The following is a 25,049-nucleotide window of genomic DNA, read 5'->3' as shown; positions in this document are numbered from 1 at the left end:
AATCTAAAGGGAATTTGGAAATCTTGCCACCATTGATGACAACTATTTATGAACAATATCGGCTTAAATCTAGAGCCCCAGGATCAAATACAACTCTTTTAGCATTATTTTGAGCGGAACAGCCTCCACATCTTTTGAAATTCGGAAGCGTTCATCGCCTGGATACACAAAAAAACGATGGGTGGCTTTGATGTCGTCGCAACCATTCACAAATCCCTTACTGAGGGTCGGTGTCATAGATCGTTTGATCTCAATAGCTATTCGTTTATCGTTCCCTGCATCGATAACGAGATCAACCTCGGCACCTGCCGCCGTTCTATAAAAATATGGAGAAGCCCAAGATGGCAAATTTGAAACTAACATCTCAAGAATAAAACCTTCCCAACTACCTCCAAGGACTGGATTGCTAAATAGTTCTTCCATATCGGTGATCCTCAAAAGCGCATGCGTAAGTCCGCTATCCCGAATATAAACCTTAGGCGATTTCACTAATCTTTTTCCAACATTGGAAGACCAGGGCTGTAACTTGCGGATTAAAAACAGATCGTCTAGTAAATCGAGATAACGATTTATCGTAGGCACACTATTTCCGAGCCCTCGCGCAAGGGTACTCAGATTCAGTATCCCTCCCTGTGCATGCGCTAACATTGTCCAGAATTGCCTCAACACCGAGGCAGATATACGTATGCCAAATTGAGGAATGTCCCTCTCTAGATACGTCGTAATAAAATTCTGTCTCCATACAAAGCTGCGCTGATCGTCTGCAGCTAGATAGCTATCCGGAAAACCTCCCCGTAACCACAGTTTGTTGTCATTCTCATTTTCTAGCTCTTTGGGACTCAAGCCAGACAATGTTTTGTAAGCTATTCTTCCTGCAAGACTTTCCGATGATTGTTTTAATAATTCCAAAGAAGCGGAGCCTAGAATGATAAATTGCCCCGTCTTCTGTCCATTCCGCTTTCTTTTATCGATAATACTCCGTAATGGAGCGAACAGTTCGGGCACCCGTTGTATTTCATCAAGAATAATAACGCGGTCGTTATGATCCGCAAAATATAACTCTGGTTCCCTAAGCTTCGCTTGGTCGGTTGGAGATTCGAGATCCAAATATATAGGCTCGGGAGAGATCGATTCGGCAATTTGAAAGGCAAGTGTCGTTTTTCCCACCTGCCTCGGACCAAGTATCCCTACAGCTGGAAATTGCTCCAATAATTCTCTGACTTCTTGTTCTATATATCTACGTATCATCCTCGCAAATTTAACACTAAACTTTAAATATACAAGGTAAAAACGATTTAACCTTGTATATTTAACACTATACTTTAAATATACAAGGTTCGAGTTAAGGTATTCATCTTATAGTTTTCGGAATTGTACCTTATAATACAATTTGATCTTCCATTCAAAAAATGGGTTAATTACCCGGACTGGATTCCCGATCTCCTGCGGATGCAGGTGACGGGGAATATAGTCGTAAGGTGTATGATTTGCGAATAGTGTGTAATAGATAAATATCTTTAGATCCCTCCTGAGGTCGGGATGACAAAGAAACAGTAATGCCCGCTCAAAGCAATGGAGCTTTTTAAGGTCACGATATCAGGCTTGCCGCACACTACCCGCCAATGCCGCAACCTCATCGGCTACCGCCGTTTCTGATCCATCTGTTATCGCTGAAGAATGAACATACTGTGCACCGGTTTCACGTAAAACACGGGTAATATTGGACGACCGTAAACCGCCACCTGGCATGATCGTAATACGCCCTACAGCTTGTTTGACTAATTTACCCAAGTTCACCAGTCCTAAATCCACATTTGGCGCACAACCAGACGTCAATATGGCCTTAAATCCGCAAGTAATGACATCTTCCAACGCCGTCTCCAAATTTTTGACGACGTCAAATGCCCGATGAAAGGTGCAAGGCAAGGGATGAGCCAACTCGACCAACTCTGTATTTTGCGTTATATTGACGGCACCTTGAAGATCCAGAATACCAAAAACAAAGCCATCTACCGCCAATTCCTTAAACGCCACAATCTCTTGTTTCATCTGCTCGAATTCGGCGATGGAATAGACAAAATCTCCCCCCCGGGGCCGAATCATAACATTTAGATCAATTTGCACCTGACTCCGTACATTCTTTACCATATCTGTGGAGGGACTCGTTCCTCCGACATGCATTTCAGCACACAGCTCAACACGGTCTGCACCATTTTCCTGAGCGATCCTCGCCGAATCCGGATGGAAACAAGCAATTTCTAATTTTGCCATTTGTTATTTTAAGTAATGATCGGATTTTATCAACTCATTTCCTTTTGCATCATATTTAGCATAATTAAAACCTCCATGTATACAATAAGAACCGTATTCTCCACTTTTATTCAGCGCAATAAACCCGACTTGAATATTGTCCAAAGATTTTTGACAGTTTTGGGTAAACTTAACAATACGTTTCACGGCTTCCTCACAAGCTATTTGTGGAGCATGTCCCTGACGCATCAGTTCTACGACCAAATGACTGCCTACCGTCCGGATCACCTCTTCGCCGTGTCCTGTAGCCGTAGCCGCGCCAATCTCGTTGTCTACGTAAAGTCCGGCACCAATAATTGGAGAGTCTCCCACCCGTCCGTGCATTTTATAAGCCATACCACTAGTCGTACATGCACCGGAGAGATTTCCGGCAGAATCCAATGCAATCATACCGATGGTATCGTGATTCTCAATATTGACTATCGGCTCATATTTGGATGTTTTCAACCATTCTTTCCATTCCTTTTCTGAGGTTTCGGTCAATAGGTTTTCTTCGGTGTACCCTTGGTCTTTGGCAAATTGAAGTGCCCCCTCACCTACCAGCATCACATGTGGCGTTTTTTCCATGACCGCCCGGGCGACAGAAATAGGGTGTTTTATATGCTGCAGTGCTGCAACAGAACCAATATTAGCCATTTCATCCATGATACAGGCATCTAGCGTTACCTTGCCATCGCGATCCGGTCTTCCACCATAACCCACACTGCGCTCGTTCGGATCGGCTTCGGTATACCGTACTCCTTGCTCTACGGCATCCAATGCCCGCCCATTAGCATCGAGAACTTTCCAGGCTTCTTCATTTGCTTTCAAACCGAAATCCCAAGTTGATACCACAATGGGCTTATTGATCTTCCTTTTAGCTGCCGCATTCGTTTTTTGTAAAGAAACAAGACCTACACCCACAGACGCAAGTCCTAGTTTCTTAATAAAATTTCTTCTATTATTCATCGGTAATTTACGTTGATCTCATACTTCATCATAGGATCTAAAAACTATACAAATTTAAACGTGTTTAAATAGCTCCCGTCTTATCCTTTAACCATGCCTTCTCACTTTCGGACAAGCGTGGGGATAATTTATCAAACACCCATTGGTTGTAGCTATTCAGCCAGTCGATGTGAACTGGATCTAACAACGATTTTTCAACAAGATCCGTAGCGATATAGCAAATCGTCAATGTTTCAAAATCCATAAAATCACCAAATACAGAACTTTCCAATTTTTTGGAGCGCACTAAATTTTCGATACGGATCCCGTGCTTACCCTCACGATATAGCCCGGGTTCTATCGAGGTGATCATTCCTTCTTCAATGGCAACGTCTACATTCGTCGGGTTTAACACCTGCGGTCCTTCGTGGACATTCAAGAAGAAACCAACGCCATGACCCGTACCATGACCGTAATTACGAAGTGTTGCCCAGATCGGACGACGCGTAATTGCATCAATCTGATACCCTTTGGAACCTTTTGGATAGATCGCATTGCTTCCTTCAATAGTTCCTTTCAATACGATGGTATAGTCGTCTTTCTCTTCCTGTGTAATTTCACCAAGCGATACGATACGTGTAATATCCGTTGTACCTGTGAGGTATTGACCACCCGAATCCACCAAAAGAAGGCCTTGCGGTTTTAGCTGATAATTACTGAAATCGGTAGCGTGATAATGCGGTAAAGCACCGTGATCGAGATAACCGGCAATGGTATCAAAACTAATATCCACAAAATCTACGTCTGCAGCTCTAAATTCACGCAGCTTTTCCGCGATCGAAATTTCCGACAATGCTCTAGTGTCAACATGCTCTTCTAACCATTTGAAGAATTTTGTTAAGGCTACCCCATCTTTAATCATTGTTTCGCGGATATGGTTCAATTCCACGTCGTTCTTCACCGCTTTGAGCCCAGTGGACGGGTTAATGCGCTCTATAATACGAACAGCAGCAGGAATATCATCATAAATTGAAAAACAGGTACGTTTGGGATCAATAAGAATAGATTTTACCGTTAGCTTCTTCACGAAATCGAACGCCTCCTCGTAAGGGTTAATAGTTACGCCAGCAGCATTCAATTCATCGATCGCATCGCGCTCGAATTTCGACGGTTCGATAAATAAGATGGCTTCGGTGGCCGATATATATACGAATCCCAATACGACAGGATTGCAGGGTACATCTTGCCCTCTAATATTTAAAACCCACGCTAAATCATCCAAAGATGAAATCAAATGTGCTTCTGCCCTACTTTTAACTAACGCATTACGCACATCCTCAATTTTAGAGGCAGTTGACTGTCCGGTTTTTTCTTCACCTAATAAAAAGGCTTTTGCGCGAGGCAACTCCGGTCGATCTTTCCAAATTGGGCTCAGTAAATCGACGTGTCCATCCACAGTGATTCCTAATGGTTCCAAGATGGCTTTAACGGTTTGCGCTACCGCCAACGAAGCTAAATTGCCATCGAAAGCAACTTTACCTCCTTTTACAAGATGCTCGCCAACCCACTCTGCATATTCTGCCGCCGCCTGCACTTTTAGTTTTACCAGTTCAAAACCAGAACCGGCAAGCTGTTCATTCGCTTGCACAAAATACCGTGCATCTGTCCATAAGCCTGCGAAATCAGCTGTTATTACCAATGTACCGGCAGAACCCGTAAAGCCAGACGCCCAGGCAATACACTTGTATCTCTCCGGTAAGTATTCACTAATATGGGGATCAGAGGAAGGTATGATGTAAGCCGCTACACCTTCCTTTTCCATCAATTGGCGTATCTGAGTTAATCGTTGCAAATGTATCATTTTTGTTTGCTATTAAATTAGATATGCAAGTTAGGGAATCTTAAACTTTTCGGTTAATTAAAAGGTCAAATAAAGCATTCTGCGAGAAAAATTGGCAGACATCGTACACCCCCAGATAATCAAGCCTTCAACTCACTGGGCGGTAGTCCGAAATATTTCTTAAAAGCAATACTAAAATTATTCTGGTGCGAAAACCCGACCAAAGCAGTAACTTCGCTGATTGTCATCTGTTCTTCCAATAAAAGCTTTCGTGCTTTCTCCATACGCAGCCTGGTAATAAAATCATATACCGTAATACCAAAGTATTCTTTAAACCCCCTGCGCAACTTAAATTCATTTAGTCCGACCTCTCGTGACAGGTCCTTTTGTGTAGGAGGCGAAGCATAGCGGGATTTCAACACCTCACGAGCCTGTTCCAATTTAAATATGTCATCACCTTTAATAAGCTCCTGTTCATGTCCATTACCACCCAATTGTTCCAGTTGGTACATCAGCAATTCCAAAATACGCGCCTCTGTGTGTATACGTTTCAGTTCGCCTACCTGACGACAATTGACCATGTCGTCAATAACACGTCGCATCTCTAATGTCACAAAGAAATCCTCCGAAGCAAATGAGGTATAGTTACCACGTTCTATTTCTTTTACAAAATCTTCATGCAAGATAGAATGCCGGTCTATCAAATTAAAATAATAGTCTTTACTCAGCACGATGAGGAAATACATGTAGTCAATCCCTTCCTTAACCTCGTGCTCACTAGTAGTTGTCGGGATGTAACGGATATTATGACGACTTCGACCATACAAAGCATTAGACTTTCCTTTGAACTGTTCTGCTGCCTTCTTGTAAAAAATAAATTGACTGGTGATTGTTTCTCCGTTGACTTCTGTATAAATATGGGTTGGTTTATCGAAGCGCATCTCCGAATTCATCAGAAATAAACCACCCGAAGTGACTTGTTTATTATGCAAAAAGATGGCTTCTTCCTGTACATTGACTTCTTTTTCCTCCAAACTATAGTTCGGCACGTAAGCATCGGGTATATTTTCTTCAAATAACCAATTTGACAACCCTCCTATACGGGATCTGATCAACATAGTACTACATTCAATTTATACAAATATACATTTTCTACGTATTATTTAAAATTATTCTAAATAACAATCAGCAAGTTCTAAACTATAAAACCATACTTTTATCGAATTCAAAAACAGCGGGTTTCAACGCGGATGGTACGATATACGTATGCAGAGTCTTTGGATTAACTACCACTTCAGCATCGATCCCAAAGATGGTATAGATATTTCTAGAATTCAATACTTCAGAAGGTGTTCCATCCATCAATTTTCGACCATTTTTCATCAAAAACAACCGATCAACATATTGCGCAGCCAAGTTAATATCGTGAAGTACTGCAACAATCATCCATCCTTTATCCGCTAAAGAGCGAACTAAAGACAACGACTGATGCTGAAACTTGATATCCATTGCTGAAATGGGTTCATCCAGTAGAAGCAACGCGTTGGGTTGCCCCCATAATTGCGCTAATATCCTAGCCAAATGTACACGCTGGCGCTCACCTCCAGACAAGCTCAAAATAGATCGTTCTTCAAGATGGGTTACGCCACATAGCGCCATTGTCTGCTCCACAGCTTCCAAATCACTAGCTTTTGGTTTACCCACGTAGTGTGGATACCTCCCCATCAAAACCACTTCCTTAACGGAAAAATCGGCCGACATTTGCTGTTGCTGCGCCATCGTGGCCCGCATTTTGGCTAAGGAAATCGCCGAATAAGACCTCAGGTCAACACCGTTTAATTTGACCTTTCCCGCTGTCGCCGTATGCTCCGCATTTAACAATTTAATCAAACTCGATTTACCTGCACCATTTGCACCCAATAAACCTACCATTTCTCCTGGGTGTATCACAAAATTTATCCCTTTAAGGATAGGGCATTTTTTAATGGTGTAAGTTAGATTCTCTGCTACCAGCATTTTTTTAAGTAAAAATTCAAAAGTAAAAAGTAAAAAAAGCCTAAGCTTGCTGTCACTTCTCTTTCAACATGGATTTCAGTTAAATAATTATTTTCTTTTTATCCCTTATCAGTATATACAAAAATAGAGGTGTCCCTAGTAATGCCGTCACGACGCCAATCGGTATTTCAGACGGAGGAACGATCGTACGAGCGATCAAGTCTGCTATCGTCAGGATTATACTACCCAACAAAGCAGATGCTGGTAATACGTATCTATTGTCTGAACCTCCTATCATACGCACTGCATGTGGCACTAATAGACCTACAAAACCGATTATTCCTGACACAGATACAGCAGCACCCACCGCCATCGTCGCCAATAGAACAACCATGATCTTAATCTTATTAGGGCGTTGCCCCAACTGCTGCGCCTCCTGTTCTCCTAAGGACAACGCATTCAAGGCTCTTGCACGAAGCGGTAGTCCGACTAATGCCACTAATACAAAGGGCGACATCGTCCATACAGTTTCCCACGAAGCACCTCCGAGGCTACCTAACATCCAAAATGTAATAGAGCGGAGCTGCTGCTCGTCTGAGACAAAAGAAATCAATCCCGTCAATGAGCCTGCTAAAGCATTGATGGCTACCCCAGCAAGCAGCATCGTACCAATATGGGGTTTGCCCTCATACAACGCTATCTGATACACTATCCAAGTAGCTAATCCTGCACCAAAAAAAGCACCAAATGCCAATAAATAATGGCCAAATAACGAACCAAGTGTAGAAAATAGCAATGTTTCGAAAGCGATAATCGAAGCTGCTACCAAAGATGCTCCAGCGGATATGCCGATCAAACCTGGCTCTGCCAAAGGATTCCGAAAAATTGCCTGTATCGCCGCGCCACTAACCCCTAATGCTGCACCAACCAAGATTCCCAGTAACGTCCTAGGCCAACGTACCAGTGTGATGACCCCACTATGAAGTTCATCTATAGCTTCCGATTGAAAAAATCCCAGCTTGTGGACCATACTCAACCACACATCTCGCCATGGAATATAAAACGCACCAAAACTTAAAGACAACACTGTAGAGAAAGACAGTATAATGATAAACGATAGATAGATAAATTGCCTTTTCAAAAAATATTACTTTACAGTGAGCAAATGTTTGTTAAGCGCTAAGATAGCTTGCGGCAATCGTGTTGAAAAATTAATCAGCAATGGGCCATCCATCGAAATGACATGCTTATTTTTACCCGCGTTCGTGAGCGATACTCCGGGCATATTCAACACTGCATTTTTTCCACCGAGACTAGTTGTTCCGAAATCAAACAACAACAAAACGTCTGGGTTAGCTTTTATCAGCGCTTCGGTACTGTACGGTTTGAAATCGTTAAATTCTTGTACAGCATTACGGCCTCCCGCCAAAGATATAATCGCATCGATATGACTGCCTTTTCCTGCTACGCTCATTAGACCAACACCTCGTGCATAGACAAAGAGTACCTTGGGTTTACGTTGCACCTTGATAGTTTTCAGGGCATGCGCTAATTCTGTATTGAACTTTTTAATTAAAATCGCTCCCTCTGAATTTGCACCGATAGCCTGAGAAACTTCTTTTATAAAGCGTTCTGCACCCGATGCCGAATACTCTTGCTCTATAGTAATTACCCTGACCCCCAGCTTTTTCAATTTTACTTCAACAGCATAACTGATCTCGTTAGGTGGGGTAAGGATCATATCCGGTTTAAAGGCCAATAGGCCTTCTAATGCAAAAGTGCGATCCCTACTCGCTCGAGGCTTCTGCTTAATTTCTTGTGGATATTCACTCGTCACATCCACAGCGACTATATTTTTGGATTTACCTAAGGCGTGTACCGTTTCACTCAAAGCACTACTCAATGTAATGATACGCTGCTGTGCAACAGCTGTTTGCGCAGCAAAAACAATTAAGAAAAGCCAACATAAGAAAATGTTCTGTTTCATATCCATGCAAAGAAATGACTAAATGAATCGAAAAACAAGTTTTTATGTAGACTGATTAAAAATAATACGGATTGCATATAAAGTAATACGGATATCATATAACGACTATCCCAACTCTTGTTCACTTTTGTACTACTATGGTAAATACAAAAATCAAAGAGGCCACGCAACAGGCCCATCAACAATTAGAAAAGACAGTTGTTTTGCAGCTAAAAAGTGTACGAAGCAACGCAGACTACGCCAATGTATTGAAGAATTTCTACGCTTATTTTCATGCAGTAGAGCAAGCGATAGCCCCTTACATTAATAGTGGCAACCTGCCTGACATGGCAGAAAGAAGAAACTCTTCTTACATCAAGAAAGATATTGAAGAACTCGGCGGTGACATCAACGTCCTTCCTATAGCACAGGCACCGCAAATTAGCAATACCCTACAAGCTTTTGGCGCATTATACGTGCTAGAAGGTTCGATTATGGGTGGGCCATACATTGTACAGATGCTGCAAAAGTACGGCATGGACAAAGGCTTTAATTTCTTCTCTGGATACGGAGCAGATAGTGGAAAAATGTGGCAGTCATTTACCACGGTATTAAACAGCCTGCCCCAAACAGAAGCAGAAGAACGGATTATACTCGAAGCTGCCGACGAGACTTTCACACGTTTCGGCCATGTGTTCGAAACGGCAGCCGCAAGTTAGCCCTGTAGATGGAAAGCACAAAGCAGACCATATTGACGTTGCTGACTGAACACGGTTATATCATCAGTCAGCAACGTCTGATTATCATCGATACCTTATGTGCTACCCCTTTTACAGGCAGCATCGATGATCTTTGGCTATATATCCGCCAAGAACACCGCATTAGTTGGGCTACCGTACATAAAACGGTCAGGCTCTTGGTAAAACTCAAATGTATTGTTCCCATTTGTACGAAAAAACGACAACAGCAATTTATTTTGAGCAACTAAACCTAGAAAGAACCACCTGCAAAGGCTTTAAACAGGCAAAATACAGATTGCATATAAAATAATACGGATTGCATATAAATATTTCAAAACAGATTAAGCACATTTGCACCATGTTATTTAGAATTGGTTTAAATAAACTCTTTGCTTTTACACTCGTAATACTACTTACAAATTGTGCAAAAGAAGAAGCTACGCCATCTTTAGAAGATGGCAAGAGTACAGTTATATATGATTTGGCCGGCGACACCAAAGCCTCTATTGCTGAAGGAATCGATGGAAAAGAAAAACGTCCTTTCTATACCTTTCTGTACAATCTCGAGCTAAAGAAACAAATCTGGATCCGTACTAAGGCAGATTCGTTGAAATGGTTTAAGACGGGTGAATGGGATCTGGCTTTTACGGGCAATTACAATGGCGATATACAAATAAACAACAAAAAGTATACCGGTACACCCGGTTACGATGGTATAGTCGATAATACGTCAATCATCCTAATCCATCAATCGTATGAATCTTTGAGCACAGCACCTTCAGACAGCGAATTTGATAATAGCACAATCCACACCATCGGATGGGCTACCGATGGTGGTTCGCCCGGATGGTACAGCTACGATATGACAACACATATCATGAAAACCTATCCAAACCGCACTTATCTACTCCGTCTAGCCGATGGAAAATTTGCTAAACTGCAGATCATTAGTATCTACAAAGGTAATCCTCCAGCTGTATCTGATCTATATTGGCCGGCTCCTTATTTGACATTTCGATATTTTGTACAACAGGATGGCAGTAAAAATTTAAAAACAAATTAAATTAATTATTATATAAATCACGAAAATGAAAACAAAATTGAGATTTGACCTCAACAACATTTTTATACCACTAGTTTGTATAATCTCTCTATTTCTTGCTTGTACCAAGACCGAGTTAGTAGATTATCAAAAAGAAGAAAAAAACCGCATTCTGGAGTATAAAATAAAAACGGCAACAGGAGAATTATTGGGCGCTATTGATAATGATAATAATACGATCACTGTATATATACCATACTTCATCAGCTTAAGTGTATTGGACGCTACAATAAAATTAGACGAGGGTGCCAGTTTGTTGGATGTAGAAGGTGAACTTATAAATCTGGACGGAGGTTTAGAACCAATTCCACTGGGGCAAAATACAAAATACATTGTTGAGAGTAGTACTGGCGCAAGACGCAGCTATACGGTTATTCAAAAAATTGCAGCCCATAGTTCTCCACTGACTGTTAGTTATATTGGAGCTGTTGAAGGTGTCACTTTAGAAAAACCTGTACATAGTCTTTTAAGATTAACTGGAAATTTTGAGTCTACGAACACACAAGCTAAATTCTATTTCAAAGATAAATTGACGGGCAAAACACATGATGATTTTGTGTCAATAAATAACATTGTTTCAGGATCCCCAAACTATGTGATGACCATCAACATTCTACCAACAGCCCTTGCGGGTGAGTATGAAGTCAGTATGGAGCATCTGGGAAGAAAAACAAATCTACCCGATATTAAACTAAAATATACGCCTGGAATACCTGGTTTTTTCTTGTCTACCACAAAATATGCACCTGGAGAAGAAATGATATTAAAAGCAGAAGGATATGGTCTACTCAATGGAGCAGTATACGATAATAACAATGGTGTATTTATTGGGCTAAAAAGAGTCTATCTAAAGATGGATAAAGCCTATGTATACCTAACTCCAGAAGGATTTTCGGAAGATCTTTACAATAAAGAGATCCCCTTAGAAATTATTTCATGGAATAGATCCGAAGTAAGAGTAAAATTCCCGAATCTACCTCAAGGAAAATATGGTACGTTTTACGCATTTGGAAAATATTTCCCATTTATAACAGATATCGGCATGGGATTCTATTTTGATTTTGACGAACAAACAAATTGGGGAAATGGGGTACTGCTATCTGGAATATCGAGCACATTAGAGGTACTATAAAATACAATTTTACTTAAGATTATTATTGATATGAATATTTATAAAACAGTTATATTTTCTTTATTAGCGTTGTTCATTGTATCATGTTCCAAAACAGAAACAATCAAACGACCATACAACGAGGTTATAAAATTTTCAGTAGCAGGATATGGAAGTCTAGACTCTGTTAATGCAGCTATTTCTGGTGATGAAATTCAGGTCTATTGGAATTCAGATAATCCCTTACCAATACAGATAAAACCTACAATTCGTGTGTCAGAAGGAGCAACAATATCACCAGCGTCAGGAACAGAAGTGGAATTCTCTGAAAACACGACTTATACAGTGACCGCAGAAGACGGTACTGTCCGTAACTATACAATCAAACCTATCGTTCAGCAACCTATACCTATCTTAAATAGCACAAATGCAATTAATACCTCTACAAGCGTTTTAAGATGGGGAACCGTTCGAGATTTCAAGTTGTTTGGTGAATATTTTCTAGCGACAGATTTAAGTAAAGTCAAAGTTTATGGACAAAGGGTAAAGGACGGTTTGGAATTTGATATACCATTTGATCCTGAAACAGCAACTTCCACAAGTTTGGATGTAAAGTTACCTCGACTGACAGCTCAACAAGACACAGGATGGCACAAGATATGGCTCAAAGTTGGAGATTTGACATCAGGACATGTAGACGTGTATATTAGACAACCTCCTACTAGTCTGTTAACTCATGGTATGCATTTGGAGCAGATTGGTCAAAATGTAAAGTTGGGCCAAGAATTGACCTTAAATTATGCACTTTCAGATGACTTTGATGGAGCGGTAGTTCGGTATTTTCAAAACAATTTCGGTGCTACTATAGGTTTAAATATTCAAGCTGTACCAAGAGCTAATGGTACTGTAGGCGTTGCCAATATATCCATATCAAACTTCACGCTTGCAGACAATAAGATTACATTCGTACTACCTACGACTGCAACAAATGCAATAGGGGGTTATATTTCTTCTGTCACATTTCTCCCCAAAGCACCAATGGTAAATAGACCAACTTACACGGACAATTATTCGTATCAAATCACACCGAATAAAAACACAATTATTGTAGCCAATTAGTTCGATAATGAAGAAAATTAAAGTATGCACGAGAAGTATAGTACTTTTTACAGTTTGTAGTACTCTTTTAGCCCTTACTTCCTGTGGCGAAGTCTACGATCTCAATGGTTACGATTGGGATCCTGATCTCCCTCCAAGTGATTCCGTATTCAATAGGGAAATACAAATTCTTGACCTTGGTGTTAACAACATACCGGAGAGCCACCGTCCATTGGATGGCTCAGATCCCTTATTTTTCAGCCTCAATAAGTTTTCGTCGGTACCCACAGCTTATAGGACAAGTGACCGTTGGGATATCTCTTTCTCCGGATTGTATAGAACAGCCATCATATCCAATAACGGATCTACCACAGGCTTTGGTTATGGCTCCTCCAGTATAGGAGGAGTGGTTGTGTTAGAGCAGCCCTATAGCGAAGTGATGGATGTACCCGACGACGCCGATTTTAAGATCCCAGGTCTTGCAGGACTAGCGGGCATGGGTGATGCGTTGAACCCGGGAGGTCATACCTTTTACACTTTTTTCGACAACATTTTCAGACCGGAGAAGCTGGAACAAGACAACGGATACCTTTATCAACACATGATGTATCCTCTTTCGGAAGATATGGCAAAGGCTTTTCCCGGAGAGTACGGCCCTCGAAAAATAAAAGTTGTTCCGCGGACAATCATTATACGAACGGCAAACGGCAATTATGCCAAAATGGAAGTGCAGAGTTTTTACAAAGGCGTCACAGACCCCATGGCCATGTTACGGGGAGTAGGTGCCATTCCGTATGTGAGCTTTCGTTATATGATTATAAAAAAAGATGAAAAACGCTTCGGCTTCGTCACACGTAATCCGTCCTTACACATAAATCTAAACACAAAAAAAACAACAGTGGGAATATAATTTAATTACTTCAATGTTATTATCATAATGAATAAAATACACACCAAGACATGCATATGGATGCTCCTCCTTCTCGGATTTCTATCTTGTACCAAAACAGCACATGTCGATTACGAGAAGCCTGAATTTAACAAAATCCTTGCCTTTAGCATTACCAATACGGAGCAGGAATTATTAGGAGCGATCAACGAAGAAAAAAACACGATAACGCTATATGTTCCCTATTACTATGCTATCGAATATCTTATGCCAGAAATTAGACTGGATGAAGGGGCTAGCATCTATAATTCAGAAGGTGAAGAAATCAACCTAGATGGTGGTCTAGAACCATTAAGATTAGGCGCTGACACCACCAAGTACACTGTCAAAAGCGCTACTGGAGCTTCACGCAGTTATGCGGTCATACAAAAAGTACTGCCCTATGGTCAAACATTAAATGTAAGTATTAGTGGTACGCCGGATGCGACAACATTGCTGGAAAAACCGGTCAATGGCCGGTTGACATTAATTGGCAATTTCGAATCCACCAGTACCAATGCCCGATTTGTATTCACGAACAAAGCGACGGGAGAACAACATAATGACTATGCTACAGCCTTTTCGGTAAGCCCCGGCACCTTATATACCATGCTGGTCGACATTTCGCCAAATGCCATGGCCGGTGAATACGACGTAAAAATGGAGCATCAGGGGCGCGTGACAGACCTGAACCCTATGAAACTCTATTATAGAAGACCCTACATGACCCAAATAACATCAAGTATGCATTATGCTGCTGGCGACACGATAGAATTTACCATAAGTCGGAACAGCCCGACAGATGACCGCTACGGTACCGTGTTTGTAGGCCTAAAAAATCTATACGCCCGCGTTGCAGGAGATCCGCTCACCTACAACACACTTATACCAAACACCGCTATCCGATATACACCGGAAGGCTTTCCTTTGGAACTCCTAAACAAAAATGTGCCCATGAAAATTGTGAGTGCTACCCGCACCACGGTGAAGGCTATTTTTCCCGATCTACCCATTGGTTTATACCCCAATAGTGGATGGAATTCACAGTCTCCGACCATTATCTACCACACACGACCGACTTATGGACTCGCCTTCTATGGAGATTTCGACGAGCAGACAGACCTTGGTAACGATGTCTTGATAAACCGTGGCGGTTCATCAGGTTTAACCGTAAAAGCCAAACAATAATCCAACCCTATTACAAAATCTATTTGATCAAGAAAACATGCGCAATATATATATACAGAAAATCGTTCTTTTCCTGCTGTTTGTCGCGAGCATCTCGGTGATGAATGCCTGTAAAACGGAATACGAACAAATCTTAAAACCATTCAACAGCATCGAACAGTTCAGTATTTCCGGTTATGGGGATATCGATAGTTTGGATGCCGTCATCAACAACAATCAAATCACCGTTTACTGGAGTCCGGATGCTGAGCGACCAGCGAAGATAACCCCTCACATCAAAGTCTCAGAAGGCGCATCCATCTCCCCCGCTTCCGGTGAAGAAGTTGATTTTTCAGAGAACACGACGTATACCGTCACCGCCGAAGACGGTAGTATCTCGGTATTCAATTTAAAACCAGTATTCAACATTGCAGTACCCTCGATATATAACGCCCCAACATTTTATTCCTGGTCATCTCCGACACCCATTAACATTAACGGCCAGTATTTTCTTTCTACTGGAGATGTTAAAGACATCAAAGTATACTTGCAACGTGTAAGCGATGGGTTTGAATTTGACGTACCTTTCGACGAAAGCACAGCGACAACAAACCTACTTCAAGCCACATTACCCGCACTAACTTCCGAATTAGATACCGGGATTCACCGCTTGTATGTAAAAGTAGGAGATTTCAAATCGAGTGTTATTAACATCAATCTTTTGCTGCCGACATTAACTAGCATAATAAACGATGTGACGTATTCCAACTACGGCAATGTGCCTATTGGCTCCGATTTGGAGTTTAAGATCAATGTCAAGGAAGGCTGGCAAGCAGTTTTTAACCGCTATTACAGCATCAGTGACATCGCATCCTTCGGCTTAGGGCTACAGCAAATCATTCCGGGACAAGTAATCAATGGCTTAAGCGTCACTATCGATAAAAATTTGGTCAGCATCTCAGAAATCGGAAATATTGTGGTAAAGGTGGCACCCGACTTTTTCAACACCTATAAACATTATAGAATATTTAACTTCTCCTTGCGTCATAGTAATAGTAGCTACAGCTACACTATAGGCTCTCCTCTTTCCACAGCCCTATTTCAACCAATAATCGAGGCAACGAGGTATGCTACCCTTGAATTTTCACATGAGGGAAAACAAATCAAAGCGGGAGAAGAGATGACCTTAGATTACACTTTTGATGACAGCGCTATCGGATCCGCATATACTACATTCGCTGCATTGGCACTTGGACTTAAAGATGCCAGCACCGGGGTTTACAGTACCTATAATATCCCACCCGCCAACCGAGCCATATCGGGCAATCGGATTACCTTTACCATACCAACCACCGCCACAGCCGTACTGAACAAAGAAGTGGTAATCATAGGTCTCACCTTTCGCGGCACGCCGATCAACAATACCATATTGCCACGAAAAAAGCTGACCAACACACATATTACTAACTAAAGAAACTATCCACTCAGCATGTACAGACTAACTTTAAACTTCATCCTTTCTATATGAGTAGATTGATTGTCGCAATTACATTAATAACATTAGGACTCGCCTCGTGTTATAAACTGGAAGACCTTACGCCAAATTACGACGACGGACGTAGTACCCTTATCTACGATCTGCCGGGCGATACACTGGCTACCGACGGTTGGGATGACAATTATGAGACCGACGACTTATACCTTCGTCAACGGTATTACAACTCAAGGTGGACCGATTCCATACGTTTCGTCGCTCGACCAGGAGAAATCATCAATGCTGCCATAGGGATTAACGGTAGTACCGAAGGAAATATAAAATGGCGTGCAGATGCGGCTTCCCATCCCAACACGGTCGCAGAAAATGAGGCGTACCGCAATACAATAGACGGATATCAATATATCTATCGCAGCAATGCCTGGTTCCAAATGGACATCAATGGACATAGGGGGACGGCGCAGAATGATAGTATTTATATCAACTGGAGAGGATTCATACAAAACCCACCCCCCAGTCCACAAAATGGGTGGGCCTATCGGGACAATGACAACAATCGGGTGTACCAATACAATGGCAAGGCCTGGGAGCTGATGGTAAACGATGCCAACTATAATGCCAATACGGACTTCATCCAAGTGGAGTATAGCAAGAGTGGCAAAGCGGCCGGCAAGTACAGTATATTTCTCTATCGGTTCAGCGACCGTTGGCAGCAATTTATCCGGGACGCAGCGGATTCTGCCCGTTATCTCAAAACCGCAGATTGGGATCTTGCTTTTACAGATGATCTGAACGGTACCGTATTTATTAACAATGGCCGCAATCGGTATAGTCCGAGCCATGGAAGTCCTATTTCCAAGTCGTCTTTGATCATGTATGAGTACGGCTACGATTTTATGAATGAAGCGCCCGAAGACGAGTTTTTTGACAACCGCCCTGCAGACAATCTACAGATTGGATACACCTCACAATACGGCCCGGGGATAAATCCCTGGTATGAGATTGGAAGTACATTTATTGCCAAGCCATTCCCTTACAGAGCATATTATCTACGTTTGGAACAACCAGACGGGAGCTACCGTTACGGGAAAATGCAATTGATATCCATGTATAAAGGCGCTCCAGAAGTATTGACCGATCCTAATTGGCCCAGCCCGTATATCACTTTTCGCTATTTTATACAGGAAGACGGCAGCAGAAACGTAAGAACCCGGGATTAATTTCTAACAGAAGCTAATGCACACGATCGTAGATTAACAACAGCACAGTACACAACACATCAATGAAAACATACATTACCCTACTCTTCCTTATACTATCCATAGCTTCATCACGTGCACAAACGTATCGTCTACAGGGCACAGTGACTACCAAAACAGGGAAAACAGTAGAAAACGTGACGTTACGTATACTCGATACGGGGATCGCAGTCCAAACCGATAGCAACGGCTATTACAGTATCCTCGCTCCAAGCAAAAACTTTAACCTCGAAATATCTGCCGTGGGGTATAAAAGTATAATTCTACCTATACAAATCAAGAATAACCCCAGTTTACTGGATATCGTGTTGGATACCGATCAGCAAGCCATAGATCAAGTTACCGTGCAAGGAAGACGGATCAACGCCAATACCGAGACATTGGTCAAGCTAGAAAACAGTATCATGCCCGTGACGGTCATAGACAGACGCACTATAGAACTCATGGGCAGCCGACGGCTGGACGAAGTGGTCAAAGAGCAAACAGGCATGGCCATTGTCAACGATATCGGTGCAGGAGCACGTGCAATAGGTGTACAGATGCAAGGGTTTGGAAGTGAGTATATCCTGGTCATGATAGATGGACAGCCCATAGTTGGTCGCAACAACGGCAACTTTGACCTCTCACGGATCAGTGTAGCCAACATTGAGCGGGTAGAAATTACAAAAGGTTCTGCTGCACTTGTCTATGGTGGAGACGCATTGGGCGGTACGATCAATGTTATTACCAAACAAATCGTCACCGATCCGCAGGCTGTAGTAACAGCCAGTTACGGCAGCAATCAGACCGTAGATGTGATGCTCGATGGAGAGACACCGATTCTAAATAACAAGGGAACATTATCAATGGGCGGAAACTACTACCATACCGACGGATTTAACACGTCCCAAGGCCTAATCAAAGGCAGCACATTGCCTCCATACGACAACTACGCCGCACACGCAAGATTGCGCTATACATTCAATCCTAAAAATGCGGTTTCGGTCAGTGCCCGCTATGGCTTGCGAAGAAGCTTTATGGACAAGGCGTTTGAGGGGACAAATTACCAAACTGGAGATGGGCTCGATGAAAAAGACCTGAACCTCATGGCAAACTTTGACCACCGCTTTAATGCACGCTGGCGAAGCATGACCCGCTATTATTATACCCAGTTCAACTTTGACAACTTCGTTGCCTTGACACAAGGCGACAGCCTAAGTCAAAATACCTTTGGACAGGGACTGCATCGCTTCGAGCAACAGATTTCCTACACCCTCCCTGACAGACTGGACGTTATTACGGGAGGTGGCGGGACAATTGACCAGATCGACCAAAACATACTCAGCGATATCAACCAGATTAAAACCTTTTTTGCGTACTCTCAGGCCAACTGGGATATCATTCCCAAACTTGAGCTGACATTTGGAATCCGCTATGACAAGATTGTAGATTACGGATGGCGGTTAGACCCCAGTGCCGCATTGCAATACAAAATATTGCCAAATTTAACCGCTAAAATAGCATACGGTACCGCTTTTAAGGCACCGGATATGAAAAAGCTATACCAGGTATCCTATGACCCAGGCATCAACAGTATGGTACTGGGCACCAATACCATGCGCGATGTCATCAACTCCCTAAGGGAGAGTGGAAGGATAAGTCAATATGAACTGCAACCTATATATGATGAAATCAAAGGTCTTGCCTTAAATGCGGAAATGAGTAAATCGTATAACGTTAACCTCGTCTGGGAATCGCCCAATCGGAAGCTACGTATGGAGGGAAGCATATTCTACCATGATATCAACAATCAGATCAACCGTGTCCTGATCGGTACGGATATCGATGGGGGCCTCATCTATTCTTACCGCAATAATCCGGAAGCATATTACCAGGGTGGTGATTTTTCCTTCAGTTACAGTCCGATAGTAGATCTCACGATCAGTGGAGGCTATCAGTACCTTATTGCCAAGGACAGAAGTATCGCTGACGAAATCCGCGAGGGAGGCAAATACTTCGATCCAATTTTTGATCCCAACGGCGGCACAGTTAATTATAACCCCTCGGGCAGTGACTACTGGGGTATAGAAAACCGTTCCAATCACATGTTCAATGCGCGTGTATTTTATACCTACCAACCGCTACAAATGACATTTAACTTCCGGCTAAATTACCGTGGGAAATACGGTTTTAGCGATCGTAACAACAATGGCTATCTCGATCGATTCGACACCTTCGTCCGTGGGCACTACCTGCTTAATGCCGGGATAGAAAAAAAATTCCCCATATACAGGCTTGCATTGCGGGCGAGTACAGAGAACATTTTGAATTTTATAGACTCCAAGATGCCGTTCCAGCCCGGAAGAGTCTATTTCGTAGGTATGACGTATAATTTAAGTAAAAAGTAAAAAGGAGACAACTAAAAGTATGTACGTGCTCTTACGCTATATCCATGTATTGGTATTGTCATTCATCACATGGGGAACTTATGCTCAATTGGGAAACTTTATGGGCCAGATTTCCACAACAGAAGGTCTACCTCTCCGCGGGGTACACATCCTCTTAGAACCCGACAAACATCTCGTGCAAAGCGACCAGAACGGCCAGTTTATCTTTGACAAGCTATATCCAGGAACATATGTCATAGAAATCGTCCATGACCACTATACCACCTACCGAGACACGATCCGTGTCGAGGCGGGAAAGACAATCTCCAAAAATATCACCCTTCATTCTGATTCACAGCTCATTGAAACCGTAGATGTACAACGGGCCACACAAACACCGAAGTCGCCCGACCAGCTGCTACAGCTGAACCGCTCCGCTATGCCCCTTCAAGTGATTACCCGTCGGATGATCGAAATGATGGGCAGCCGTCGGCTGGACGAAGTCCTTAAGGAACAGACCGGGATAGCTATCGTGAACAATGTTGGAGGCGGAAGTCGCTCTATCGGTGCCCAATTACAGGGGTTTGGAAGCGAATATATCATGGTACTGATTGATGGCCAACCTATGGTGGGACGTAACAACGGGAACTTCGACCTTTCCAGGATCTCCGTCAGCAACATCGAGCGTATAGAGATTGTAAAAGGAGCTTCATCCTGCTTATTCGGCAGCGATGCACTTGGCGGGGCAATTAATATCATCACCCGTTATGGTGCCATCGAACCGCAGGCACAGCTATCACTCAATTACGGTAGCTTACACATTATCGACGCTACCGTTGATGCCGAAACACCTTTTGCACATCAGCGCGGATCGGCACATTTTAGTGCAAACTATTACCGCACGGACGGCTTCAATACCAACCCCTATCTTTCTTCCGGTCAGTCCAGCCCTCCTTATAGCAACTTTGATACGCAAGGTCGGATACGCTACCAACTTAGCAAACAAACATATCTAGGAACAAGCATACGGTATGGTACACGAAAATCAGATATGACCAAGAACTGGGATAGCGAATGGCAGGGACAAGACAAGCAGGATGAAAGAGACATCAACTATTCACTGAGTTTAGATCACAGTTTCCGTAGGGGGATACGTAGCATCAGCCGCTACTACCTGTCACATTATGACGTTGATCAGTTTAACAAATGGCAGAGCCAATCCGCTAATAGTGGCGAGCTTTCCTTCAAACAAACCGTACACCGGATCGAACAGCAACTGACCAAAAATTATCGGAGTGGATTAAATCTGACCGGAGGATTTGGCGGGAGCCTAGAATACATGAACGATCAAGCTATTGGCGATAAACAACAGCTGGCCACCCTCTTTGCCTATCTCCAGGGCGACAAACGCCTATGGGAAAAGCTAGACCTACGTGGCGGCCTGCGATATGACAAAACTAGTTCCTATGGAGGAAAGCTTAATCCGAGCTTCGGTCTGCAATATTACCTAAACGAAAAAATCTCCTTCAAGACAGGTATAGGTTCAGGCTTTAAAGCTCCGGATTATCGCATGCGCTATCTCACATTCTTCAACCCGTCTGCAAATTACCTTATTATAGGAAATGAATTATTGAAAGAAACACTGGAACTGATGAATGCAGCTGGAGAAATCAGCGAGATTTTTCATATAGCCGATCAACTGAATCAAAATCTGAAACCAGAAAAAAGTACTTCTTTCAATCTCGGCACCCAATGGAAACCGAATACCAGTATGGCGGTAGAGGCAGGAGTGTTTTATCATTATCTACGAAATCAAATTGATGCGATTCCTGTAGCTACAGGCACACGTATCGGACAGATCTACACTTATCAAAATCTACCCAAAGCGACCAACAAAGGTATCGAGGCAAATGTACAATGGCAACCATTGGAAAGACTACAGATACAGGCGGGATACCAATACCTTCTGGCAAAAGACCTTAGCATCCAAGACAGTATCCGCTCGGGGGGCTGGCCTTATAATCAAAATCTGCACGATCCTAAGACCGGCCAATCGTTTGCTCCCAGGATTGAGAATTATTGGGGGATAGTAAATCGATCGCGGCACATGGCCAATATACAGGTATTCTATCATTACAAACCTTGGAACACAAGTAGCTCGATACGGGCGAACTACCGTGGAAAGTATGCATTTGCTGACAGAAATAACAATAACTTCATTGACAGGTTCGATACGTTTGTACCGCAGCATCTGCTACTAAATGCCTACATAGAAAAACGAATCCTGAAAGACCGTATGAAACTTCGATTCACCGTGGATAATATACTTGATTTCAAACACGAGTTGATGCCCGGACAGGCGGGGCGGGTATTCATTGGAGGGATAACATATAGTTTTCGACGCTAATATACATTCGCTTAGCGCAAGTAGTGAATAATGTAAAGGGTCGACCGCAGCCGACCCTTTACCCTTCCTACACCTTACCTCGCTATTAATGATACCGGCTCGGACCAATCGCCGATACCTTTGCCATTTAGGGCACGTACACGCACATAGTACTTTACGCCCGGTTCGAAGCCGATCAGCACATTGCTACGCGAGGAGGTAGTCATGACGGTTCGCTCCCAGAGAATCTCGGCCGACCCCACGGCAGATTGTCCGATCTCCACTTCATACTGCCATGCATCTTTTACTGCCTGAAAATCCAACCGCATCTGCCCTCCTACTCTACCGTCCCGGAGTTTGAGATTCAGGGGTATCAGCGGCGTATCCTTGCTCTTAGGTTGGTTCGCCAGTATCAAGCCTGAGCTAAGCAACACGGATATCTGCCCGCCGGCTTGTTGATTCACATAGGTTGCCAGTAGCTGCAGCCCTTCCAATAGCCGTGTTTTGCTCTCATTCTTCTGGCCGATCTCCAAAGCACTACCCCGTCTGCTCGCGATCTCGTGCTTCTGTATATAATCGTTAACCAATTCCTCGAGAACAGGCAATGTAGGATTTGGATTCGGAAAATAAACTGCTGCAGCTGGTTCCTGAATCGCTTTGAGTACCCGACCTGCCAATGTCGACAGTTCAAACTCGGATACTTTCTCGTAATTTGTTTTTACTTTATCTTTTCTCATGATGTTTTTAAATTTTATTATTGTATGCTAATGTGCAGATCTGCATATTCGCGGATTTGCTTTTATAATATCCGTATGCTGATTCGCAGATCTGCCAATTTGTGTATTCGCTGATTTGCATTTTTCTTACGGCGGATGTCTTGATTTTATGAGTGCTTCTGTTTCCATGCTCCAAAGATGGAAAGGAGCCAGAGCTTAGTCGATTTTATGATCAAAGTTGCTCAAGATTGTGCAAACAAGGGGCTTGTTCTGATCAAACCTGAGCAAACTGCCCGCTTCGAAAGTACGATGCGCACCGGAGGAAGTCTCCTCAGCGGCGCATCTTTTATGCTCGGGCTGGCAGGAAATACGATCGGCAACGTAGGGAAAACGATCAACGTTGCATGCAATCCGTCTCGCACCGTATCGTATGGTATCAACAGCGCAGGATACCGGATCAAGATAAAAGAAAATATCCCTGCATACGCATACCATTACCTGGGCACGATAGACATCCAGATCAACAGTCGGGATAATACGATGGAAGGTGCAGGTGCTTTCTTCCGCAGGGCATCCGAGTGGATATCATCCGAAGAAAATACGATCAATGATGGATCGTAATAGTTGCGTAGCCGAGGAGTCTTCCGCGTTGCTCCAGGCAATTGCCTGTACATCACAGAAGGTATGAACGGCACTGGAGTAAAAGCGATTTGCATTAGATACATACTCCTTCATGTCCAAGAAAAATGCCCCCGCATCATAGCACTTACGATCTGTAGCGGAGGCATTTGGAATAGGGCACGGGAAAGCCGCCGGGAGGTTGCTGGAGACTAAAGTTTACCCTTCATCGTGCTGTACCATTTCTTGGCGGCCATCACTTCTATGCGGAGCAGCCGCACATTACGACCTTGATAGACACTGGTAAGTTTACCTTCTTCACGAAGTGTATGCAGTGTACTACGGCTGATATTTAACTCGACATATGCCTCCTTGAGGGTCATCAGTCCTTCTTCTTCATGAATTATTTGTACACTTGTCTCCTCGCCTTCCTTTTTGATTGTAGGTACATGTATTGTTGCAGGCACCCGATCTTCCAATAATTTCAATATTGCCCGCAGCGTCTGTAAGACGCGTTCATTTTGATTTTTCATGGTTATTACGTTTTACTTCAATGGTTCCTCTCCATAGCACTATGCTACCGCTAATCAAAGTTGTGTAGTAAACTGTAATTCAATGTCCCATATGGGCATATATGGGTACAAATGGGCATAAATGACAACATTTGCTTCTTGTTGCAAGCTGTGTTTTGGTATTTTAGCTTATTGTGCGATCCGGCCGTAGCCGGAGGAGAGGGATCGCGCGCTATCAAGATATTGCGGTGACAACATATTCCACCACAACCAATTAAAAAAATAGAACGATATGAACAATACACGCATCTGTATATATCCCAAAGATGTAAGCATCATTTTGGGGAAGAGTCTTTCACAGGCCAGACGCATCCTAAGCTTAATCAAAGAAGTTTACGGCAAGGCAGACCACCAGTACCTGAGCATACAGGAATTTGCCGACTATACGGGGCTTGATCCAGATGAAATCAAAAAAATGTGTAGATCTTAATTACTACACGGCATCTTGGAGAG

The 25,049-nt window shown here is 42.9% G+C and carries 23 protein-coding genes; 13 read left to right on the top strand and 10 right to left on the bottom strand.

The annotated features are described in order from the left end of the window. Positions 1-69: 69 nt before the first annotated feature. The 8 genes from C4F40_RS01870 to C4F40_RS01835 all read right to left on the bottom strand — a co-directional run bounded on the left by C4F40_RS01870 (position 70) and on the right by C4F40_RS01835 (position 9,059). On the bottom strand, positions 70-1,248 hold the full coding sequence (locus tag C4F40_RS01870) for an ATP-binding protein (RefSeq protein ID WP_196937676.1): 1,179 nt from the start codon (positions 1,246-1,248) through the stop codon (positions 70-72). A gap of 348 nt (positions 1,249-1,596) precedes the next feature. After that, positions 1,597-2,271: a copper homeostasis protein CutC gene (locus C4F40_RS01865; protein WP_196937675.1), complete on the bottom strand. Its 675-nt coding sequence runs from the start codon at positions 2,269-2,271 to the stop codon at positions 1,597-1,599. A gap of 3 nt (positions 2,272-2,274) precedes the next feature. Then, positions 2,275-3,258: an isoaspartyl peptidase/L-asparaginase family protein gene (locus C4F40_RS01860; protein ID WP_196937674.1), complete on the bottom strand. Its 984-nt coding sequence runs from the start codon at positions 3,256-3,258 to the stop codon at positions 2,275-2,277. Positions 3,259-3,322: 64 nt separating this feature from the next. Then, positions 3,323-5,098, bottom strand: coding sequence for an aminopeptidase P family protein (locus tag C4F40_RS01855; RefSeq protein ID WP_196937673.1), 1,776 nt, complete (start codon positions 5,096-5,098; stop codon positions 3,323-3,325). Positions 5,099-5,217: 119 nt separating this feature from the next. Continuing rightward, a complete protein-coding gene (locus tag C4F40_RS01850; RefSeq protein ID WP_196937672.1) occupies positions 5,218-6,195 on the bottom strand; it encodes a helix-turn-helix transcriptional regulator in 978 nt (325 codons plus the stop codon). Between the two features lie 82 nt (positions 6,196-6,277). Continuing rightward, entirely contained in the window at positions 6,278-7,093 is an 816-nt protein-coding gene (locus C4F40_RS01845) for a heme ABC transporter ATP-binding protein (protein WP_196937671.1), read from the bottom strand. A gap of 79 nt (positions 7,094-7,172) precedes the next feature. After that, the gene (locus C4F40_RS01840) at positions 7,173-8,213 is read right to left on the bottom strand and encodes a FecCD family ABC transporter permease (RefSeq protein WP_196937670.1); all 1,041 of its coding nucleotides are present in this window, start codon (positions 8,211-8,213) and stop codon (positions 7,173-7,175) included. 6 nt (positions 8,214-8,219) lie between these two features. Next, positions 8,220-9,059, bottom strand: a complete 840-nt coding sequence (locus tag C4F40_RS01835) for a heme/hemin ABC transporter substrate-binding protein (RefSeq protein WP_196937669.1) — start codon at positions 9,057-9,059, stop codon at positions 8,220-8,222. Positions 9,060-9,196: 137 nt separating this feature from the next. On the opposite strand from C4F40_RS01835, the gene C4F40_RS01830 reads away from it, so the two are divergent. The 11 genes from C4F40_RS01830 to C4F40_RS01780 all read left to right on the top strand — a co-directional run bounded on the left by C4F40_RS01830 (position 9,197) and on the right by C4F40_RS01780 (position 22,711). Continuing rightward, positions 9,197-9,757, top strand: a complete 561-nt coding sequence (locus C4F40_RS01830) for a biliverdin-producing heme oxygenase (RefSeq protein ID WP_196937668.1) — start codon at positions 9,197-9,199, stop codon at positions 9,755-9,757. An 8-nt stretch (positions 9,758-9,765) separates the two neighbouring features. Continuing rightward, the gene (locus tag C4F40_RS01825; protein WP_196937667.1) at positions 9,766-10,026 is read left to right on the top strand and encodes a transcriptional repressor; all 261 of its coding nucleotides are present in this window, start codon (positions 9,766-9,768) and stop codon (positions 10,024-10,026) included. Positions 10,027-10,136: 110 nt separating this feature from the next. Continuing rightward, entirely contained in the window at positions 10,137-10,841 is a 705-nt protein-coding gene (locus C4F40_RS01820) for an HmuY family protein (RefSeq protein ID WP_196937666.1), read from the top strand. A 25-nt stretch (positions 10,842-10,866) separates the two neighbouring features. Next, positions 10,867-12,012 (top strand): hypothetical protein, encoded by a 1,146-nt coding sequence (locus tag C4F40_RS01815; RefSeq protein ID WP_196937665.1) that lies wholly within the window; start codon positions 10,867-10,869, stop codon positions 12,010-12,012. 30 nt (positions 12,013-12,042) lie between these two features. Continuing rightward, positions 12,043-13,110, top strand: coding sequence for a hypothetical protein (locus C4F40_RS01810; RefSeq protein WP_196937664.1), 1,068 nt, complete (start codon positions 12,043-12,045; stop codon positions 13,108-13,110). Between the two features lie 7 nt (positions 13,111-13,117). After that, complete coding sequence (locus tag C4F40_RS01805; RefSeq protein ID WP_196937663.1) at positions 13,118-13,999, top strand: HmuY family protein; 882 nt, start codon at positions 13,118-13,120, stop codon at positions 13,997-13,999. A 27-nt stretch (positions 14,000-14,026) separates the two neighbouring features. Next, positions 14,027-15,205: a hypothetical protein gene (locus tag C4F40_RS01800; RefSeq protein WP_196937662.1), complete on the top strand. Its 1,179-nt coding sequence runs from the start codon at positions 14,027-14,029 to the stop codon at positions 15,203-15,205. A 37-nt stretch (positions 15,206-15,242) separates the two neighbouring features. Continuing rightward, positions 15,243-16,655, top strand: coding sequence for a hypothetical protein (locus tag C4F40_RS01795; RefSeq protein WP_196937661.1), 1,413 nt, complete (start codon positions 15,243-15,245; stop codon positions 16,653-16,655). A 53-nt stretch (positions 16,656-16,708) separates the two neighbouring features. Beyond that, a complete protein-coding gene (locus C4F40_RS01790; RefSeq protein WP_196937660.1) occupies positions 16,709-17,899 on the top strand; it encodes a hypothetical protein in 1,191 nt (396 codons plus the stop codon). Positions 17,900-17,961: 62 nt separating this feature from the next. After that, positions 17,962-20,325, top strand: a complete 2,364-nt coding sequence (locus C4F40_RS01785) for a TonB-dependent receptor (protein ID WP_196937659.1) — start codon at positions 17,962-17,964, stop codon at positions 20,323-20,325. A gap of 19 nt (positions 20,326-20,344) precedes the next feature. Further along, positions 20,345-22,711 carry a TonB-dependent receptor gene (locus C4F40_RS01780; protein WP_196937658.1) on the top strand — a complete coding sequence of 789 codons (2,367 nt, stop codon included), beginning with the start codon at positions 20,345-20,347 and terminating at the stop codon, positions 22,709-22,711. A 74-nt stretch (positions 22,712-22,785) separates the two neighbouring features. Here C4F40_RS01780 and C4F40_RS01775 read toward each other — a convergent pair whose 3' ends face one another. Further along, positions 22,786-23,427 (bottom strand): fibronectin type III domain-containing protein, encoded by a 642-nt coding sequence (locus C4F40_RS01775; RefSeq protein ID WP_196937657.1) that lies wholly within the window; start codon positions 23,425-23,427, stop codon positions 22,786-22,788. Between the two features lie 177 nt (positions 23,428-23,604). Between C4F40_RS01775 and C4F40_RS01770 the strand changes: the two genes are divergently transcribed. Further along, positions 23,605-24,027, top strand: a complete 423-nt coding sequence (locus tag C4F40_RS01770; protein WP_196937656.1) for a hypothetical protein — start codon at positions 23,605-23,607, stop codon at positions 24,025-24,027. A gap of 209 nt (positions 24,028-24,236) precedes the next feature. On the opposite strand, the gene C4F40_RS01765 is transcribed toward C4F40_RS01770, so the two are convergent. Next, complete coding sequence (locus C4F40_RS01765; RefSeq protein ID WP_196937655.1) at positions 24,237-24,557, bottom strand: MerR family transcriptional regulator; 321 nt, start codon at positions 24,555-24,557, stop codon at positions 24,237-24,239. Between the two features lie 271 nt (positions 24,558-24,828). On the opposite strand from C4F40_RS01765, the gene C4F40_RS01760 reads away from it, so the two are divergent. Then, a complete protein-coding gene (locus C4F40_RS01760; RefSeq protein ID WP_196937654.1) occupies positions 24,829-25,026 on the top strand; it encodes a hypothetical protein in 198 nt (65 codons plus the stop codon). The last annotated feature ends 23 nt before the right edge of the window (positions 25,027-25,049 follow it).

It is taken from the genome of Sphingobacterium pedocola (assembly GCF_015209965.1).
In the GTDB taxonomy this organism is placed as follows: domain Bacteria; phylum Bacteroidota; class Bacteroidia; order Sphingobacteriales; family Sphingobacteriaceae; genus Sphingobacterium; species Sphingobacterium pedocola.
Note: the sequence above shows the minus strand (reverse complement) of the source record. Positions and strands in the feature narration are given on the sequence as shown.

What these genes read in the sequence shown, in the direction of transcription:
- C4F40_RS01870 (WP_196937676.1), bottom strand. Translation starts at nt 1,248, where the DNA reads ATGATACGTAGATATATAGAACAAGAAGTCAGAGAATTATTGGAGCAA.
- C4F40_RS01865 (WP_196937675.1), bottom strand. Translation starts at nt 2,271, where the DNA reads ATGGCAAAATTAGAAATTGCTTGTTTCCATCCGGATTCGGCGAGGATC.
- C4F40_RS01860 (WP_196937674.1), bottom strand. Translation starts at nt 3,258, where the DNA reads ATGAATAATAGAAGAAATTTTATTAAGAAACTAGGACTTGCGTCTGTG.
- C4F40_RS01855 (WP_196937673.1), bottom strand. Translation starts at nt 5,098, where the DNA reads ATGATACATTTGCAACGATTAACTCAGATACGCCAATTGATGGAAAAG.
- C4F40_RS01850 (WP_196937672.1), bottom strand. Translation starts at nt 6,195, where the DNA reads ATGTTGATCAGATCCCGTATAGGAGGGTTGTCAAATTGGTTATTTGAA.
- C4F40_RS01845 (WP_196937671.1), bottom strand. Translation starts at nt 7,093, where the DNA reads ATGCTGGTAGCAGAGAATCTAACTTACACCATTAAAAAATGCCCTATC.
- C4F40_RS01835 (WP_196937669.1), bottom strand. Translation starts at nt 9,059, where the DNA reads ATGAAACAGAACATTTTCTTATGTTGGCTTTTCTTAATTGTTTTTGCT.
- C4F40_RS01830 (WP_196937668.1), top strand. Translation starts at nt 9,197, where the DNA reads ATGGTAAATACAAAAATCAAAGAGGCCACGCAACAGGCCCATCAACAA.
- C4F40_RS01825 (WP_196937667.1), top strand. Translation starts at nt 9,766, where the DNA reads ATGGAAAGCACAAAGCAGACCATATTGACGTTGCTGACTGAACACGGT.
- C4F40_RS01820 (WP_196937666.1), top strand. Translation starts at nt 10,137, where the DNA reads ATGTTATTTAGAATTGGTTTAAATAAACTCTTTGCTTTTACACTCGTA.
- C4F40_RS01815 (WP_196937665.1), top strand. Translation starts at nt 10,867, where the DNA reads ATGAAAACAAAATTGAGATTTGACCTCAACAACATTTTTATACCACTA.
- C4F40_RS01810 (WP_196937664.1), top strand. Translation starts at nt 12,043, where the DNA reads ATGAATATTTATAAAACAGTTATATTTTCTTTATTAGCGTTGTTCATT.
- C4F40_RS01805 (WP_196937663.1), top strand. Translation starts at nt 13,118, where the DNA reads ATGAAGAAAATTAAAGTATGCACGAGAAGTATAGTACTTTTTACAGTT.
- C4F40_RS01800 (WP_196937662.1), top strand. Translation starts at nt 14,027, where the DNA reads ATGAATAAAATACACACCAAGACATGCATATGGATGCTCCTCCTTCTC.
- C4F40_RS01795 (WP_196937661.1), top strand. Translation starts at nt 15,243, where the DNA reads ATGCGCAATATATATATACAGAAAATCGTTCTTTTCCTGCTGTTTGTC.
- C4F40_RS01790 (WP_196937660.1), top strand. Translation starts at nt 16,709, where the DNA reads ATGAGTAGATTGATTGTCGCAATTACATTAATAACATTAGGACTCGCC.
- C4F40_RS01785 (WP_196937659.1), top strand. Translation starts at nt 17,962, where the DNA reads ATGAAAACATACATTACCCTACTCTTCCTTATACTATCCATAGCTTCA.
- C4F40_RS01780 (WP_196937658.1), top strand. Translation starts at nt 20,345, where the DNA reads ATGTACGTGCTCTTACGCTATATCCATGTATTGGTATTGTCATTCATC.
- C4F40_RS01775 (WP_196937657.1), bottom strand. Translation starts at nt 23,427, where the DNA reads ATGAGAAAAGATAAAGTAAAAACAAATTACGAGAAAGTATCCGAGTTT.
- C4F40_RS01770 (WP_196937656.1), top strand. Translation starts at nt 23,605, where the DNA reads ATGGAAAGGAGCCAGAGCTTAGTCGATTTTATGATCAAAGTTGCTCAA.
- C4F40_RS01765 (WP_196937655.1), bottom strand. Translation starts at nt 24,557, where the DNA reads ATGAAAAATCAAAATGAACGCGTCTTACAGACGCTGCGGGCAATATTG.
- C4F40_RS01760 (WP_196937654.1), top strand. Translation starts at nt 24,829, where the DNA reads ATGAACAATACACGCATCTGTATATATCCCAAAGATGTAAGCATCATT.